Source organism: Nonomuraea angiospora (genome assembly GCF_014873145.1).
GTDB lineage: Bacteria > Actinomycetota > Actinomycetes > Streptosporangiales > Streptosporangiaceae > Nonomuraea > Nonomuraea angiospora.
Window position 1 is genome coordinate 966,530 of the sequence record NZ_JADBEK010000001.1, and the last position, 16,717, is coordinate 983,246.

At 68.5% G+C, this 16,717-nt stretch carries 11 protein-coding genes; 6 read left to right on the top strand and 5 right to left on the bottom strand.

Features of this window, described 5'->3' with window-relative positions:
* Nucleotides 1-69 precede the first annotated feature (69 nt).
* Entirely contained in the window at nucleotides 70-1,500 is a 1,431-nt protein-coding gene (locus H4W80_RS04365) for an endo-1,4-beta-xylanase (protein WP_225963231.1), read from the top strand.
* 86 nt (nucleotides 1,501-1,586) lie between these two features.
* Here the strand turns inward: H4W80_RS04365 and H4W80_RS04370 are convergent, their stop codons facing one another.
* The 3 genes from H4W80_RS04370 to H4W80_RS04380 form a co-directional block, all read right to left on the bottom strand.
* Nucleotides 1,587-4,412 carry a glycosyl hydrolase family 95 catalytic domain-containing protein gene (locus H4W80_RS04370; RefSeq protein ID WP_318786693.1) on the bottom strand — a complete coding sequence of 942 codons (2,826 nt, stop codon included), beginning with the start codon at nucleotides 4,410-4,412 and terminating at the stop codon, nucleotides 1,587-1,589.
* A gap of 171 nt (nucleotides 4,413-4,583) precedes the next feature.
* Nucleotides 4,584-5,939 carry a lectin gene (locus H4W80_RS04375; RefSeq protein ID WP_192783886.1) on the bottom strand — a complete coding sequence of 452 codons (1,356 nt, stop codon included), beginning with the start codon at nucleotides 5,937-5,939 and terminating at the stop codon, nucleotides 4,584-4,586.
* A gap of 366 nt (nucleotides 5,940-6,305) precedes the next feature.
* Nucleotides 6,306-6,995 carry a FadR/GntR family transcriptional regulator gene (locus H4W80_RS04380; protein WP_318786694.1) on the bottom strand — a complete coding sequence of 230 codons (690 nt, stop codon included), beginning with the start codon at nucleotides 6,993-6,995 and terminating at the stop codon, nucleotides 6,306-6,308.
* Nucleotides 6,996-7,220: 225 nt separating this feature from the next.
* Here H4W80_RS04380 and H4W80_RS04385 point away from each other — a divergent pair, with 225 nt between their 5' ends.
* The 4 genes from H4W80_RS04385 to H4W80_RS04400 are packed head-to-tail and all read left to right on the top strand — an operon-like array spanning nucleotide 7,221 to nucleotide 11,427.
* The gene (locus H4W80_RS04385) at nucleotides 7,221-8,468 is read left to right on the top strand and encodes an ABC transporter substrate-binding protein (protein WP_225963232.1); all 1,248 of its coding nucleotides are present in this window, start codon (nucleotides 7,221-7,223) and stop codon (nucleotides 8,466-8,468) included.
* Between the two features lie 4 nt (nucleotides 8,469-8,472).
* A complete protein-coding gene (locus tag H4W80_RS04390) occupies nucleotides 8,473-9,435 on the top strand; it encodes a carbohydrate ABC transporter permease (protein WP_192783889.1) in 963 nt (320 codons plus the stop codon).
* The gene (locus tag H4W80_RS04395; RefSeq protein ID WP_192783890.1) at nucleotides 9,435-10,262 is read left to right on the top strand and encodes a carbohydrate ABC transporter permease; all 828 of its coding nucleotides are present in this window, start codon (nucleotides 9,435-9,437) and stop codon (nucleotides 10,260-10,262) included. The genes H4W80_RS04390 and H4W80_RS04395 overlap by 1 nt, the downstream gene beginning before the upstream one ends.
* A gap of 1 nt (nucleotide 10,263) precedes the next feature.
* The gene (locus tag H4W80_RS04400) at nucleotides 10,264-11,427 is read left to right on the top strand and encodes a mandelate racemase/muconate lactonizing enzyme family protein (RefSeq protein WP_192783891.1); all 1,164 of its coding nucleotides are present in this window, start codon (nucleotides 10,264-10,266) and stop codon (nucleotides 11,425-11,427) included.
* Between the two features lie 53 nt (nucleotides 11,428-11,480).
* On the opposite strand, the gene H4W80_RS04405 is transcribed toward H4W80_RS04400, so the two are convergent.
* Together H4W80_RS04405 and H4W80_RS63360 are read right to left on the bottom strand one after the other, a co-directional pair.
* Nucleotides 11,481-12,983, bottom strand: coding sequence for an arabinofuranosidase catalytic domain-containing protein (locus H4W80_RS04405; RefSeq protein WP_192783892.1), 1,503 nt, complete (start codon nucleotides 12,981-12,983; stop codon nucleotides 11,481-11,483).
* A 208-nt stretch (nucleotides 12,984-13,191) separates the two neighbouring features.
* Nucleotides 13,192-13,929 (bottom strand): FadR/GntR family transcriptional regulator, encoded by a 738-nt coding sequence (locus H4W80_RS63360; RefSeq protein ID WP_318786695.1) that lies wholly within the window; start codon nucleotides 13,927-13,929, stop codon nucleotides 13,192-13,194.
* Nucleotides 13,930-14,266: 337 nt separating this feature from the next.
* Between H4W80_RS63360 and H4W80_RS63365 the strand changes: the two genes are divergently transcribed.
* Nucleotides 14,267-16,651 carry an RICIN domain-containing protein gene (locus H4W80_RS63365; protein WP_192783893.1) on the top strand — a complete coding sequence of 795 codons (2,385 nt, stop codon included), beginning with the start codon at nucleotides 14,267-14,269 and terminating at the stop codon, nucleotides 16,649-16,651.
* The last annotated feature ends 66 nt before the right edge of the window (nucleotides 16,652-16,717 follow it).

Sequence of the window (16,717 nt, forward strand, 5' to 3'; positions counted from 1 at the left end):
CCGTATCTCAGACATGGAGGCTCAGGCATGGGCGCAAACGCCATACCCTCGTCTGAAACCAGGCGGCCCTTGAGCGGCTTACGCTGGTCCCTGATCGTCGGTGCTCTCGGCGTGCTCGCCGTGATCATGGCACTGATGGCGCCGCTTCGCGCCGACGCCGCGGCGAGCACGCTCGGCGAGGCCGCCGCGCAGAGCGGGCGGTACTTCGGCACCGCCATCGCCGCGGGCAGGCTCGGCGACTCGCAGTACACCACGATCGCCGGCCGCGAGTTCAACATGGTGACGGCCGAGAACGAGATGAAGATCGACGCCACCGAGCCGAACCGGGGCCAGTTCAACTTCACCAACGGCGACCGCGTCTACAACTGGGCCGTGCAGAACGGCAAGCGGGTGCGCGGCCACACCCTGGCCTGGCACTCCCAGCAGCCCGGCTGGATGCAGTCCCTGTCCGGCAGCTCGCTGCGCCAGGCGATGATCGACCACATCAACGGGGTCATGGCCCACTACAAGGGCAAGATCTACGCCTGGGACGTGGTCAACGAGGCCTTCGCCGACGGCAACTCCGGCGGCCGGCGCGACTCCAACCTGCAGCGGACCGGCAACGACTGGATCGAGGTCGCCTTCCGCACCGCGCGCGCCGCCGACCCGGCCGCCAAGCTCTGCTACAACGACTACAACATCGACAACTGGACCTGGGCCAAGACGCAGGGCGTCTACAACATGGTCCGCGACTTCAAGCAGCGCGGCGTGCCGATCGACTGCGTGGGCCTGCAGTCGCACTTCAACGGCAACAGCCCGTACAACAGCAACTACCGCACCACCATCTCCAGCTTCGCCGCCCTCGGGGTGGACGTGCAGATCACCGAGCTGGACATCCAGGGCGGCTCTCCGCAGACCTACGCCGCCGTGACCAACGACTGCCTGGCCGTGCCGCGCTGCGCCGGCATCACGGTGTGGGGGGTACGCGACCAGGACTCCTGGCTCGGCGCCGGCGCCAGCCCGCTGCTGTTCAACGGCGGCAACAAGAAGCCCGCCTACGACGCGGTCCTCAACGCCCTCAACGCCGCCAACCCCGGCCCCACGCCCACGGTGACCCCGACGCCGCCCGGTGACAGTGGCCAGATCAAGGGGGTGGCCTCCGGTCGCTGCCTGGACGTGCCCAATGCCAGCACCACCGACGGCACCCAGGTGCAGTTGTGGGACTGCAACGGCCAGTCCAACCAGCAGTGGAGCTCGACCTCCGCGGGTGAGATCAAGGTGTACGGCAACAAGTGCCTGGACGCCGCCGGCACCGGGAACGGCACGAAGGTGCAGATCTACGGCTGCTGGGGTGGCGACAACCAGAAGTGGCGCGTCAACTCCGACGGGAGCATCGTCGGCGTGCAGTCGGGACGCTGCTTGGACGCCGTCGGCACAGGCACCGCCAACGGTACCCAGATCCAGCTGTACGACTGCTCAGGCGGCGGCAACCAGAAGTGGACCTGGAGCGGGCGTTCCTGAAGCCGCGCCGGTAGGCCCATGACTTCGCCGCAACCGGTGGCCGGTTGCGGCGAAGCGCGTGCGAAGGTCTGCGAGCGTCGTCCGGTTCACACGCCCGTGATGGTCCATTGGTTGTTGGTGCTGTTGTTCGGCGACCACATGGCGACGGTGGAGCCGGCCGTGCTGTTGCCCATGCCGTCGAGGGCCGTACCGGTGCCGCGGTTGATGATCTGGTAGCGGCCGTTGCCCGTGCTGTTGAGGCGCCACTGCTGGTTGTTGCCGCCGCCCCACGCGGCCTGCCTGGCGTTGGCTCCGTTGGCGGTGTTGCCCCAGCTGTCGGCGACCATGCCGTTGGTACGGTTGACGATGCGGTACCACCCGCCGCCCAGGTCGACGAGCTGCCACTGCAGGTTGGTGCTGCCGTCCCAGTTCCACTGCTTGAGGTTCGCCCCGGAGGCGACGTTCCCGCCGCTGTCCAGCGCCAGGCCGGTGGTCGCGTTGGTGATCCGCACGTAGGTCGCCGGCGGGGGACCGCCGGAGCCGGTCATGCGGTACGTACGGCCGGCCTGGCCGGTCAGTCCGATGACGTCGTTCTCGGGTTTGGCGACGCTGACGGTGTCGCCGGTCGTGGTGTCGACCACCTGGTAGGTCCCGGCGAAGATCCGGCTGCGCACGTTGACCGTCCCGTCACGGTCGAACCTGATGAGGATCTCGGTGGCCCCGCCGGAGCTCCACGTCGCGTCCACGGTGTAGCCGCCGCGCCCTCGAAGACCCTGCGCCTTCCCGCTCGGCCAGGCCGCCGGGAGCGCCGGCAGCACGTGAAGCTCGCCGTTGTGGCTCTGCAGCAGCATCTCGGCGATGCCGGACGTGGCGCCGAAGTTGCCGTCGATCTGGAACGGCGGGTGCAGGTCGAACATGTTGGGCGCGAGCCGGGCCGTCGTCACGAGGGCGCGGATCAGGTCGTGCGCCCGCGTGCCCTCCTCCATCCGCGCCCAGTAGTTGATCTTCCAGGCCAGGGACCAGCCCGTACCGTCGTCACCGCGCAGTTCGAGGGTCCGCCGCGCGGCGGTGTACAGCGCGGGGGTGCCGCGCTTGGTGATCTGGTTGCTGGGGTGCAGGCCGTAGAGGTGGGAGATGTGCCGGTGGTTCTGCTCGGTCTCGACCCAGTCGTACAGCCACTCCTGGATGTTGCCGCGTGAGCCGGTCTTCATCGGCGGGAGCCGGTCCCGGGCGGCGAGGACCTGGGCACGGAAGCTCGCGTCCGTGCCCAGGAGCTCGCTCGCCTTGGCGCAGCCGTTGAACAGGTCCCGCAGGATCTGGTTGTCCATCGTGGGTCCGGCGCAGACGCTGACGCCCGCGTGGTGGGTCAGTTCCGGGGAGTTCGACGGGTTCGTGACCAGATATTTGAGGCTCGGTTCCTCCACGAGGGTCTCCAGGAAGAACTGCGCGGCCCCCTTCATGGCCGGGTAGTACTGCCGGAGGAAGTCGAGGTCGCCGGTGAAGAGGTAGTGGTCCCAGATCATGGTGGCCAGCCATGCGCCGCCGGTCTGCCACATGCCCCAGGTCGCGCCGTCGACGACCGAACTGCCCCGCCAGCCGTCGGTGTTGTGGTGGGTCACCCAGCCGCCGGCGTTGTACTGCACCCGGGCTGTGCGGGCGCCGCTGACCGTGAGGTCGTTGATCATCCTGAACACCGGCTCGTAGCACTCCGACAGGTTGGTCGTGTCGGCCGGCCAGTAGTTCATGGGCAGGTTGGCGTTGAGGGTGTACTTCGAGTCCCAGGACGGGGTCAGCGAGTCGTTCCAGATGCCCTGGAGGTTGGCGGGCTGGGTGCCCGGCCGCGAGGAGGAGATCAGCAGGTATCGGCCGTACTGGAACAGCAGCGCCGAGAACTGCGGGTCGTTGCTGTTCGCGTGCTGCGCGATCCGCACGTCGGTCGGCTGGTCGGCCGCCGAGGTGCGGCCGAGGTCGAGCGTCGTGCGCCCGAACAGCCGCTGGTAGTCGGCGACGTGCCGGCCGCGCAGGTCGTCGTAGGTCCTGCCGGCGGCGGCGTCGAGATGGCGCCGGGCGATGCCCTGGTAGTCGCCGCTGACGTCCTTGTAGTTCACGTAGCCGGAGCCGATGGAGATCAGCACCGTCACGCTGTCGGCGGACCTCACCTGCAGGGTGCCGCCGGAGCTGCTGACACTGCCGCCTTCGGCGACGGCCCGGGCCAGTGCCAGGAACCTGACCTTGCCGGCCAGGCCCCTCTGGTCGCCGGAGATGCCGTCGAGCGCCACCGTCGTGCCGTCCGGGCTGGACCGTGTCGTCCGCTGCGGGCTGCCGAACGTCGCGGAGAACGTGATCGAGCCGGGCTTGTCGGCGGTCAGGCGGATGGCGATCACCTGATCCGGCGCGCTCGCGAGCACCTCGCGCCGGTACCGTACGCCGTTCTGCAGGTATGTCACCGTCGTGGTGGCCGTGGTCAGGTCCAGGGAACGGTTGTACTCCGAAACTCCGGTGGCGCTGCCGAAGGTCAGTCGCAGATCGCCCACGGGCTGGTAGGCCAGCTGAGCCGAAGGGTTGCCCAGCATGTTCTGGTCGACCAGGGTCTGGGCCTGGCTCCACTGGTTCTGGAAGACCAGCTGCCGGATCTGCCCCAGCGCCGCCGCGCCCTTCGTGTTGCTCTGGTCGTACGGCCCGCCGGCCCAGATGGTGTCCTCGTTGAGCTGCAGCCGCTCGGTGTCGACGTTGCCGAACACCATGGCGCCCAGGCGGCCGTTTCCGATCGGAAGCGCGCGCAGCCACTCCGTGCCGGCGCTTTCGTCGTACCACAAGGCCAGATCGTTCGCGGCCCTCACCTCCGCGGGCGCCACCGACTCGGCCCGGGCCGCGGCCGTCCATGGCAAGGGCACCAGCGCGGCTCCGGCTCCAGCCGCGCCGAATCTCAGCACTTGTCTTCGCGATAAATCAGCCATTTCGGTTCTCCAAGCCCATGAGGGTTTCGCGGGCGGTCGTCGGGTGCGAGCACGAGCCCCGCACCGTGTACGTCCAGGCGTGCTCGTGGCCATCGCCGGGGCGATGAGTCGTCCCGGCGATGGCGCATGGTCAGCTGTCACGGGCCGTCAGGCGCGGGCCCACTTCTGGTTGGTGGCGCCGGTGCAGCTCCAGATCTGCACCTTGGTGCCGTTGGCGGTGCCGTACCCGGACACGTCCAGGCACTTGTTCGCGCCGACCGCGGTGATGGTGCCGTCGGCGTTGAGGCGCCACTTCTGGTTGTTCTGGCCGTTGCAGTCCCAGATGATCACGGCGGCGCCGTCCGCCGTCCCGGCTCCGCTCACGTCCAGGCACTTGCCGCCGTAGACCCGCAGCTCACCGGAGGTGGTGGAGGTCCACTGCTGGTTGGCCTGGCCGTTGCAGTCCCAGATCTGCGCCTGCGCGCCGTTGGCCTGCGAGGCTCCGCTGACGTCCAGGCACCGCCCCGACCCCGCGCCCTTGAGCGCGCCCGCCGCCGGCGGATCAACCGTGGGGGTCGGTGTCGGGTTCGGGTCGCCGCCTCCGAACTGTGTGAAGAAGTTCCACACCACCGGCCTGGTCCAGGACTTCTCGCCGGGCTCGAAGTCGCCGGGCTTCCCGTCCACGGGACCGGGGGTGTGGCCGGCGTCGAACGCCGCCCATGCGACCGGATACCCCGCCCGGCACCCCGAGTAGTAGGTGACGACGTGCGTCAGGCTGCCCTGCGCAGGCTCGGGCGGGTTCTGGGCGGTGCAGCCGTTGTTCCTGACGAACCTGTCACGCAGCGACCGGCCCGCGGAGATGTTGAGCACCCCATCCCTGAGGCCGTGCAGCCCGATGTACGCGATGGGCTCGTTGCCGCCGCTGCACCCGCTGAGCTGGCCGCCGGAGTAGACCGCCACGGCGCGGAAGACCGTCGCCCGGGCGCACGCGAGCGCGTAGCTCATGCCGCCGCCGTAGCTGAAGCCCATGGCGAAGCGCTGGGAGGTGTCCACACAGAGGTCCGCCTCGATCCGCCGGAGCATGTCGTCGACGAAGGTGATGTCCTCACCGCCGGAGTTGGCCCAGCCGTTGTTGAAGCCCTGAGGCGCGACGAAGATGGCGGTGTTGTTCGACAACGCCCTGAGCCCGTAGTAGGACCAGGGATATCCGCTGGTTCCGCCCCCGTCGACATCGTTGGCGGTGCCGCCATTCCAGTGGAATCCGAAGATCAACCGGTAGGGGGTGCTGTTGTTGTAGTTGTCCGGAATTCTCAGAATGTAGCTGCGATTTTTCCCGCTGGTCGTGATCGACTGCGTACCGCTTCTCAGCGTCGGGGTCTTGCCGCATCCCGCGGTGCCCGCGAGGGCGCTCTTTTGCGCGAGGGACGGGGGCGCGCTGTCGCCCAGCGCCGTATGCACCGTGGCCAGGACGATGAGCAGTACAGCGGACGCGATAGCGGTGAAGAGGTACCTGAGCCTCGACATCACGCGAATTCCTTTGCCGTTCTTGGGGGTGAAAAACGTAAAAGGGAAGCCACTCCACCACCTTTTCCGGGGGTGCGGGCATTGGCGGCCGGCCGGTCGAGTTCTTGAAGTGTTAGCGCTCACTCAACGCCGCCGTCAATGGGATCTCCTTTCTTCCTGGCGGCTGGAGGCGATGGTGCAGCGGAGCAAATATGACCGTGACAAGACCTGTCAAGGCTCGGCCTTCCAGGCGTTGGGGACCTGCGCCTGAGACGGGCCCGTCGCTCCGGCGTCTGACCAGGAGAAGCGGCCGCGGCCGCCACTGACGCGCCGCGATGAAACTTTCACACCCCTCGATCGAATCGGTTCCGAGGACGCGAACGGGTGCTAACGCCGCAGCCGTACGGGGTCGGCCGGTCCGCTGCGGCGCACGACCCAGGCCTCGGTGATGTGGTTGAACATCGCCTCGGCGGCGCCCCCGGGATCGTGGGCGGCGATGCGTTCGTAGATGCGGCGGTGGCCGAGGTTCGACGCCACGCACAGCGCCCGCTCGGTCCGGCCCAGGTATCGGGCGGTGTTGACGACCTGGCTTTCCAGCGCCCGTACGACACCCCGGGCGATGCGGTTTCCCGACGCCTGCATGATCGTGTCGTGGAAGGCGCGGTCGCTGTCGGCGTACGTGACCGGGTCGTCCACGAGCCCGTCCATCCGATCCACCAGTACGCGCAGCTGCTCGATGGTGTCCGGCCCGGCCAGGCGGGCGGCGACGTTCGCCATGTCGGACTCCAGCACGCGCCGTGTGACGACGAGGTCGTCGAGAATCGCCAGGCTCTCTTCCTCGGCGATGGTCGCGGCGAGGACGAGCTCGTCGAGCATGTCCCACATCGTCGGCGGGGTCACCATGGTGCCGGAGCCCTGACGGACCCGTACCAGTCCCTTCTCCTGCAGGAGTTTCACCGCTTCCCGCACGACCGTGCGGCTCACGGAGAAGGCCTCGCACAGCGCGGGCTCGGGGGGCAGCGAGGTCCCCGGCGGGTGCACCCCGCGAACGATGCGCTCCACCAGCTCCGCTGTCACCGCTCTGGCGAGACTGGCAGGACGTCGTACCCAGGCCGGTGGCGCCGGGACGCTGCCAGGCGTTTCCTGCGATGTCGTCATAGACCCCTCCTGGCGCGCGCCACCGCGTCAGTATACGTGAGCCCTATTGACGTTATACGTCATACGAATTATGTTTGCGCCTGGTCCAGCGGTCCTCTCGGAAAGCGGGCAGCAATGAAACAGCGAGCATTGTGGTCGGCCTTGATGGTCGCCGCACTGGTCCTGGCCGGTTGCGGGAGCGCGGCCCGGACCGAGTCCCCGTCCGGAGACTCGACGCAGAAGCAGCAGAAACTCGTGGTCTGGGACTGGAAGTCCGGTGAACCGGCCGCCGCCGCCTACATCGAGAAGGCGAAGGCCGACTTCGCCAAGCGGCATCCGGGGGTCACCGTCGAGTTCGTCGCCCAGCCGTTCGACCAGTACTACACCCTGCTCGGCACGGCCATCCAGTCCAGCAAGGGGCCCGACGTCATGCTCTTCAACGGGGGAGGGCAGATCCGCGACCGGGTCACCGCGCTCCTTCCGCTGGACCAGTACGTGGCCGAGGACAAGAGCCGGCTGGCGGGCTGGGACGCGTTCGGCAAGGACGGCAAGATCTACGCCGCACCGGTGACCCTGCAGGGGCACCCGATCTACTACAACAAGGCGCTCTACGAGAAGGCCGGCCTCGACCCGGCGAACCCGCCCAAGACCTGGAACGAGTTCGTCAGCGGCTGCGCCGCCATCAAGAAGGCGACCGGGGCCACCTGCTTCGCGCTCGGCAACAAGGAGGGCTTCGGCATCCAGTTCTTCCTGTCGGGTCTCGGATCCGGCGTCCTGACGCCTCAGGAGTACGACGCCTGGATCGCCGGGAAGCGCGACTGGACCTCTCCTCACGTCAGGCGGATCTTCGAGCTGTGGAAGGAAGCCGGCGACAAGGGGCTGAACAACGACGGCGCCAACTCCACCGCGATGTTCACCGACATCTTCAGAGTCTTCAAGACCAGTAAGGCCGCTCATATCATCGGGCTGATGTCGGACATCGGGCACTGGAAGGACTTCGGCGAGTTCCTGCCGCCCGACAAGATCGGCGTCATGCCGGCCCCCGTCGTCACCGGCGGAGCCACCCCGAGCCTTCCGTACGACGGCGGCATCGGTTACGCGGTCGCCAAATGGACGAAGGACCCCGCACTGGCCGCCGATCTCGTGCGCTCCCTGACCTCGACCGACGCCTTGACGGCGTTCTACGCCAAGGCCGGCGCGATCGCGGCCGACACGACGATCGACGTCTCGCAGGCCGGCCCGGCCGTCACCACGATCGCGTCCGAGATCAAGACCGGCAAGCCCGCCCTGCACGTGGCGCTGTCCTCCAAGACCCTGGACCTGATGGGAAGGCTGTCCCAGCAGCTCCTGAGCGGGTCGACCACCGTGGACAAGGCCGTGGCGCAGCTGGCCGCCTCCGACCGGGCGGGCTGACCGCGTGCCGATCGGAAGTCCGACCCCGTTGGTCCGCCCGGCCGGCTCCGGGCGGACCGGCGCAGCCACCGTCACGCACCGCAGACGCCGCCAGGACGCCCGTAGGGGGCGCGCGGAGCGCCTCGCGCCCTACGTCCTGGTGGCCCCGGCCGTACTGATCATCGTGGTGCTGCGGCTGTGGCCGCTGGTCCTGGGGGTCAACTTCTCCTTCACGGGCGACGGCGAGCTCAACGGAACCCCCGTCGGCCTGGGCAACTACCTGGAGCTGGCCGCCGACCCGTTGTTCCGCACCTCGCTGCGCAACGTCGGGCTGCTGGTGCTGCTGCTTCCCGTGGCGGTGGCGATTCCGGGCCTGCTCGCGACCTTCATCTATCTGCGCGTGCCGGGTCACCGGGTCTACCGCAGCGTCTATTTCTTCCCTGCCGTGCTCTCGCCGGTGATCGTCGGTGCGATCTTCAACCTCATGCTCGGGTTCGACGGCCCGTTGAACGCCGTCCTCGGGGCGGTCGGCGTCGGCCCGGTCGACTGGCTCGGCGATCCGGACCTCGCCATGTTCACGGTTGTCGGCGTGCACGTATGGGCGACGTTCGGGATGGCCCTGGTGGTGTTCCTCGCCGGATTCAGCACCCTGGACGCCTCGCTGCTGGACGCCGCCCGCGTGGACGGCGCGTCGCTCCGCCAGACGATCTGGCACGTGATCATCCCGAGCCTGACCCGCACCATCCAGTTCGTCTTCGTGACCACGATGATCGGGATGCTGACGTCCATGTTCGGCCTGCTCTTCGTCATGACCAGTGGAGGCCCGGAAGGGTCGACCTACCTGCCGGAGTACTACATCTGGCACCAGCAGGGACAGATGAACCGGCCTGCGCTCGCCTCGGCCGCCTCGACGGTTCTCTTCGTCGTCATGCTCGTGGTGGGGCTCCTGCAGATCACCCTGCTCCGCCGTGCGGGGAGGCAGGACTGATGCCCGGCAGGCGTCTGGCCGGGTGGGTGGCCGCTGTTCCGATGGCCGTGCTCGCGCTGGCGACGATCTACCCCCTCGTCTTCACCGCCAACGTCGCGATGAAGACCCGGCGCGACTACGTCCTCGACCGGTTCTCCCCGGCGGGTTCCCTGCGCTGGGACAACCTCGCCGAGGCGTGGGCCGGCGCCGGAATGGCGCGATACTTCGTCAACTCGTTCGTCGTCGTGGCATTCGCCGTGGCCCTGCTGTTGCTGCTGGGGTCGATGGCGGGCTTCGCGCTGAGCCAGCTGCGCTTCCGCGGTTCTTCGATGATCTTCCTGGGCTGTCTCGCGGGGCTGTTCGTCCCGTTCCAGGTGATCATGGTGCCGCTCACCAGGGTCATGGCCGACAGCGGGCTCATCGACACCTATCCGGGACTGATCCTGGCCTACGTCGCGCAGTTCCTCCCGTTCACCGTCTTCCTGATGACGAGCCACTACCGGACCATTCCGGCGGAGATCGTCGACGCGGCCAGGATCGACGGGAACACGGTGTACGGCGTGTACCGGCGGATCATGCTCCCGCTGGGCGTTCCGGCGCTGCTGTCGGTCGGCATTCTCGACGCCCTGTTCTGCTGGAACGACGTGCTCATCTCCCTGCTCATGATGCCGTCGCCCGAGCATCGCACCCTCATGATCGGGGTCAATGCGTTGCGCGGACAGTATTCCGACGACATCCCCACCTTCGCCTCGGGGGTCCTGATCGCGGCGATACCCGTGCTGATGATCTATCTGTTCCTCCAGCGCCAGATCGCCGACGGCGTCACCGCCGGTTCCACGAAGGGCTGACATGCGGATCACGGGGTATCGCACCACGACGACGGTCCAGGAATGGGGCCGTCCCGTCGGTGACGCCAACGGCGTCTTCGCCGACGGAGTCGTCTCGGTGCCGCTCGTCATGGTGGACACCGACGAGGGGATCACCGGCATCGGCATAGGGCCGCACGTGGAGATCGAGACCGTCTTCGCCGCCATCGAGGGCGAGGATCCGCGCGGCGTGACGGCGCTCTACGACCGCATGCTGCGGCAGACCTTCAAGGCGGGCCACGCCGGCGCCGTGTTCGGCACGATCGGCGCGCTCGACACCGCCCTGTGGGACATCAAGGCGCAGGCGGCCGGTGAACCTCTCTGGCGGCTGCTGGGCGGACGCGACCGGCGGGTGCCCGCCTACGCCTCAGGCCTCGACATCGGCCTGACCGACGACGAACTCGTCTCGGTCTACCAGGTCTACGCCCAGCACGGTCTGCGCGCTGCCAAGATCAAGGGCGGCCTCGACATCGAACGCGACCGGCACCGCCTCACCCTGGTACGGGACGTCCTGACCGAGGCCGGGCACGGATCGCGGCCGGGCCTGATGCTCGACGTGAACGAGGCCTGGACCCGCAAGCAGGCGGTCCGGCACGTCTGCGAGCTCGAACGCAGCCTCGATCTCACATGGATCGAAGAGCCGGTCCGGCGATGGGACGCCGAAGGCCTGGCCGTGGTCGGTCGCGGCATCCGCGCCTCCGTCGCCACGGGGGAGAACCTCACCGGACTCGAGCAGTTCCGTCCGCTGCTGGCCGCGGGGGCCGTCGACATCGTCCAGACGGCCGCGGTCTGGGGGGTGTCCCACTTCCTCCGGGTGTCCGCCCTGGCGCATGCCCATGACCTGCCGGTCAGCCCGATCGGGAACACGCCGGTCGGGCTGCTGCACGCCGCGTCGTCGGTGCCGAACCACCTGGCCAGCGAGTTGCAGGACCTGAGCCCACCGCTCGGAATGTCGCTCGACCTGTACGTCGAGGACGGCGCGTTCGTCCTCGGAGACTCGCCGGGCCTCGGCATCACCATCGACGAGAGCGCGATCAACGCGTTCACCCGCCGGCCGGACGCCAGGGCCGCGCAGGGCCCCAACATCCGGCCGGAGCACGCCGGACGACGGCTGCTGGCGGTCACCGGCGGCGCCCACCAGACCTAGCGTCATCCGCCCCTCGCCGGCGTCCGGGTATGCCGAAGGTTCGTGGCACCGGGTCAGCGGTAGCCGGCGGCGATGATGTCGGCCTGGACGGCGTTCTCGGTGGCGTCGGTGGGATAACCGGCGACCATGGCTCCTTCGTAGAAGGTTCCGGCGCTGAGGTTGGCGCCGCCGTCGGGCTTGCAGCAGTCGCCGCCGCTGCCCAGGATGATGGCCCCTTGCTTCTTCATCGGGCTGTAGCCGTTGGGGAGCGGCCCGTCGTACAGGGTGTACAGGCTGCCGGACTGCGCGTTGCTGCCCTTGATGGCGAACCTGCTGGTGCCGTTGTTCTTCAGCGTGGCGGTGACGAACTTGTGGGGGAAGGCCCGCTGGTTGGGGTTCCAGGACTGGCTGCCGCCGGGGTAGAGCCCCCATTCGAGGTCGGCCTGGACCCAGGGGCCGGTTCCCTGGCAGCCGCCGAACCAGCACTGGGTGCTGAAGTTGATGGCGTCCATGGCGCCGGCGGCGTCGGCCTTCCTGGTCGTCTCGCTGTTGCCGTAGTCGAAGCAGCAGCCGCCGTTGACGTGGGTGCCGCTGGTGACCATGTACATGCCCTCGGGTGCGCTGCCGGTGGGGACGCCGGTCAGGTGGCCGTCCCGCCAGTAGCTGTTGCCGGGGTTGATGTAGAGCGAGTACGCCTTGCCGCCGCCGACGGTGAGCGACTCGGTGGTGGCGATCGCGGGCCTGCTCTGAGGCGAGCCGGGGACCACGCTGGATCCCTGGTACCACAGGTCGTTGCCCCGCCCGGACTGGTCGTACACGACGGTCATGACGCACGTGGTGCCGGCGCAGAACGAGTCCTGGGCCGCGGCGTCGGCGACACCGCCCGCGGTCAGCACGCCGATGTTCCTGGTCGTGCTGTCTGAGGAGCGCCTGACCTGGTACAGGTTGCCGTTGTAGGAGCCGTAGAGCGCCCGTGTCGTGCTGTGCGCGGCCACGCACGGCGTGCCGCCGGAGGCGTAGATGTCGCACGGGCGCGCGCCGGGCGGCGGCGGGGTCGGCGTCGAGGTGGGCCCGGCTCCGGTGCTCCATTTCTGGTTCGTGCCGCCGTGGCACGCCCAGATCTGCACTTTGGTGCCGTTGGCGGTGCCGTACGCGGACACGTCCAGGCACTTGTTCGCGCCGACCGCGGTGATGGTGCCGTCGGCGTTGAGGCGCCACTTCTGGTTGTTCTGGCCGTTGCAGTCCCAGATGATCACGCTGGTGCCGTCGGCGGTGCCGGCGCCGTACACGTCCAGGCACTTGGTGCCTTGCACCCGCAGCTCACCGGCGTCGGTGGAGGTCCACTGCTGGTTGGCCTGGCCGTTGCAGTCCCAGATCTGCGTCTGCGCGCCGTTGGCCTGCGAGGCGCCGCTGACGTCCAGGCACCGCCCCGACCCCACGCCCACCAGTGGCGTGGTCGCTGCCGAGGCCGGTGCCGACCAGGTCAGGGCGGTGGCCAAGAGGGTTGCCAGGGCCGCCACCACAGCTGCGACGACGGCCGCCCGGGAGCCCGATAAGGGAACGGATGAAGGCTGCATGTCGTACTCCTTGGAGGTAGGACGAGACGGAGACAGCCACGCTCGGAGACTGGAGCGAATCGATTCGCCAACGGCGAAGCACATACGACGCCTTGACCGCCTGTCAAGGTTCCGTCCCGCCCGGCGGCCTGCTCGGCGGTACTCATCGGCGACGCTCGCGGTCGGACTCGATGAAACGTTCATCCGCCGCAGGATCGGCGCGGCCGGATCACTGGGAGGAGAAGAGGCGCTGCTGGATCTCTCTCCGGTAGTCGTCGAGGGTGTTGTCGATGTGCGTGGCCGCGGCCTGGGCGGCCGCTTCCGGGTCGCCGGCGCGGATGGCCCGGTAGATGGCCTCGTGTTCCTCGACGGCCTTGGCGGCGTGCCCGCCCACCGAGCCGCTCAGCCCGATGAGGTTGGACTGCGCCTGCAGCCTGCGGGCCTCCCGCACCGCCACCTGGAGGAACATGTTGTGCGAGGCCGTGGCGATGGCGGTGTGAAAGGTGTCGTCGCCCTGGTTGAACAGGTCTTCTTGCCCGGTCTCGAAGCCGTGGCGGCACAGGCCGGCCGCCTCCTCGATGGCCCTCAGCTCCGCGGGGGTGGCGCGGCGGGCGGCCAGCCTGCTGGTCTCCATCTCCTGCGCCCGGCGGAACTCGAACAGCATGTAGACGTGGTCGAGGTCGGTCGGGAGGAAGAAGGAGGCCCAGCGCCCGGTGCCGAACATCCCCTCGTCGTCGGCCACGTACAGGCCGCGGCCCTTCTGAGCGCGTACCCGGCCGAGCGCGGAGAGCAGCTTCACCGCCTCGCGCACCACCGTGCGGCTGGTGCCCAGCTGCCGGGCCAGCTCGATCTCGGTCGGCATGCGGTCACCCGGACGCAGGCCGAGCCGGACGATCAACTCCAGCACCTGCTCGGCCGCCACCTCGTAGCCCGGCCGGTATCCGCTCTCGCGCGGGGTGTCGGTCACCGTGCTTCCTTCCTCGCCGTTCCCTGCAAAGTATGACTGATGCGGGCGCCCTCCCACGGCTCAGACGCTGAGGCTATGAGTACGACACATCTGAACGGTTCATCTGAAACCGATCGGCACGGGTGCGCGCGGCGCGGGAATTCATGCTGGTGAATGGTGCAATTCGGCTAACCGTGGCCGGATCCCCGGTGTGCAAATGGTGAAATAAGCGGGCTTAAGGTCTTGACGGGTATCAATACTCACAACGTAATTAGAGGCGAAGACCCTCACAAGGGCGTCACCTGCCCGAGCAGCAGGGCGTGACCTGGCCACACCCGTACCCCCCAAAGGAACCACCGTGCAGTCATCTTCGCCCGTCACGGCGCTGAGACCGTTCCTGATCGGCATCGTCGCGGCGCTGGCCGCGGCGTTCGCCCTCGTAGCCCCCGCCACCCCGGCCCTCGCGGCCACCACGACCCTCTACGCCTCACCCACCGGCACCGGCACCGCCTGCACGTCCGCCCAGCCGTGCTCGCTGTCCGCGGCGCAGACGGCGGTGCGTTCAGCGAACGGCGCCATGTCCGGGGACATCGTCGTCGAACTGGCCGACGGGGTGTACCGGCTGTCCGCGCCCTTCCGGCTGACCGCCGCCGATTCCGGGAACAACGGCTACACCGTCAAATGGCAGGCCGCGGCGGGCGCCCGTCCCGTCATCAGCGGAGCCAAGGCGGTCACCGGATGGACCGTGGCCGATTCGGGGAAGAACATCTGGCGCGCCGACGTCGGCGCGGGGATCGACACCCGGCAGCTGTACGTCAACGGCGCCGTCGCCACACGGGCGCGCACGACCGTGAACCGGTCCGACTTCACCGCCACCACCACCGGTCTGAGGTTCGGCAACAGCGCCCTGAGCTACCTGAACAACCTCGCCAACCAGAACCGGGTCGAGATGGAGAGCGTGGGCTCGTTCACGGACCGCTACGTGACGGTGCAGAGCATCAGCGGGAACTTCATCACGATGCAGCAGCCCGGCTGGAACAACAACAGCTTCGGGTACGACACCTTCACGCAGCCGCACCGGGCCGGTCCGCTGTACCTGGAGAACGCCTACGAGTTCCTGGACGCGCCGGGGGAGTGGTACATCAACCCCGGCACCGGCGTCCTGTACTACATCCCGGCTGCCGGGCAGAACATGAGCAACATCAGTGTCGAGCTCCCGATCCTGCAGTCCCTGGTGAACGTCGGGGGCACCTACGACGCGCCCGCGCACCACATCACGTTCAGCGGGATCACCTTCTCCGGCACGACCTGGCTCGGACCCAGCAGCAACCAGGGCTACGCGGACCAGCAGACCGGCGCCTACATCGCGGGCAACTGGAACTGGCCCGCCGACAGGCTGACCTCCTGCCAGGAGGGCTGCCAGCAGTTCGAGGCCGCGCGGCCGAACTGGCAGCAGATGCCGGCAGCCGTGCAGGTGTCCGCCGCCAACAACGTCACCTTCACCGACTCCCGGTTCGTCAACCTCGGCCAGACGGCCATCGGCATCGGCAACGACGCCAACGCGCACGCCAGCGGTGTCGGCCTGGGCGCCGGCGACATCACGGTCACCCGGTCCGAGATCGCCCAGAGCTCGGCAGGCGGCATCGTGGTCGGCGGCGTGCGCGCCGACGCGCACCACCCCAGTGACCAGCGGATGGTCAACCGGAACATCACCGTCAGCAACAACCGCATCCACGACCTCGGCCTGGACTACCGGGGCATCGTCTCGGTCCTGACCACCTACGTCACCAACACCGACGTGTCACACAACGAGGTCTACAACCTGCCGTACACCGGCATGTCGATCGGGTTCGGCTGGGGCGCGAACGAGCCGGGCGGCAGCAACAACTACGCCAACCGCGGCCTGTACAACTACCAGCCGCGGTACACCACCCCCACCACCGCGTCCGGCAACAAGCTCATCGGCAACTACGTGCATGACGTCATGCAGCAGATGACCGATGGGGGCTGCATCTACACGCTGTCGTGGAACCCGAACGCGGTGATCAGCGGCAACCACTGCCTGCGGACCAACGGCTGGTTCGGGATCTACTTCGACGAGGGCTCCAAGTACTACAGCGTCACCGGCAACGTGCTCTCGAACACCGGCACCTGGGCCACCGCCAACTACTGGGGCGGCGAGAACATGGGGAACTTCACCGTCACCGGCAACTGGTCGACCAACGGCAGCACCAACGTGACCAACGGCGACCGCGGCAATGTGGTGAACAACAACGTCACCGTCGCCAACGGCGCCTGGCCCGCGGGAGCCCAGGCCGTGATCGCGTCCGCCGGCCCCGGGGGCCAGCCTTCGGGGAGCACGAGTGCGTTCAAGGGTGCGGCGTCGGGGCGGTGCCTGGACATCAGCGGAGCCTCGCAGGCCAACGGCGCGCAGGCGCAGATCTGGGACTGCAACGGCCAGGCCAACCAGCAGTGGACCTCCACCGCCTCCGGTGAGCTGCGGGTCTACGGCGGCAAGTGCCTGGACGTGAACGGGGCCGGGACGGCGGACGGCACCGCGGTGATCATCTGGGACTGCAACGGCCAGAACAACCAGAAGTGGCGCCTCAACGCCGACGGCACCATCACCGCGGTCGGCGCGAACAAGTGCCTGGACGTGTCCGGGTACGGCACCGCCAACGGCACCAAGGTGCAGATCTGGAGCTGCACCGGCGCCACCAACCAGAAGTGGGCCCGCGCCTGACACCGTTCGGCGACGCGCCCTCGGCGCCCCGCTCTCGGGGACGGGAAGCGGGGCCCTCCCTTCGCT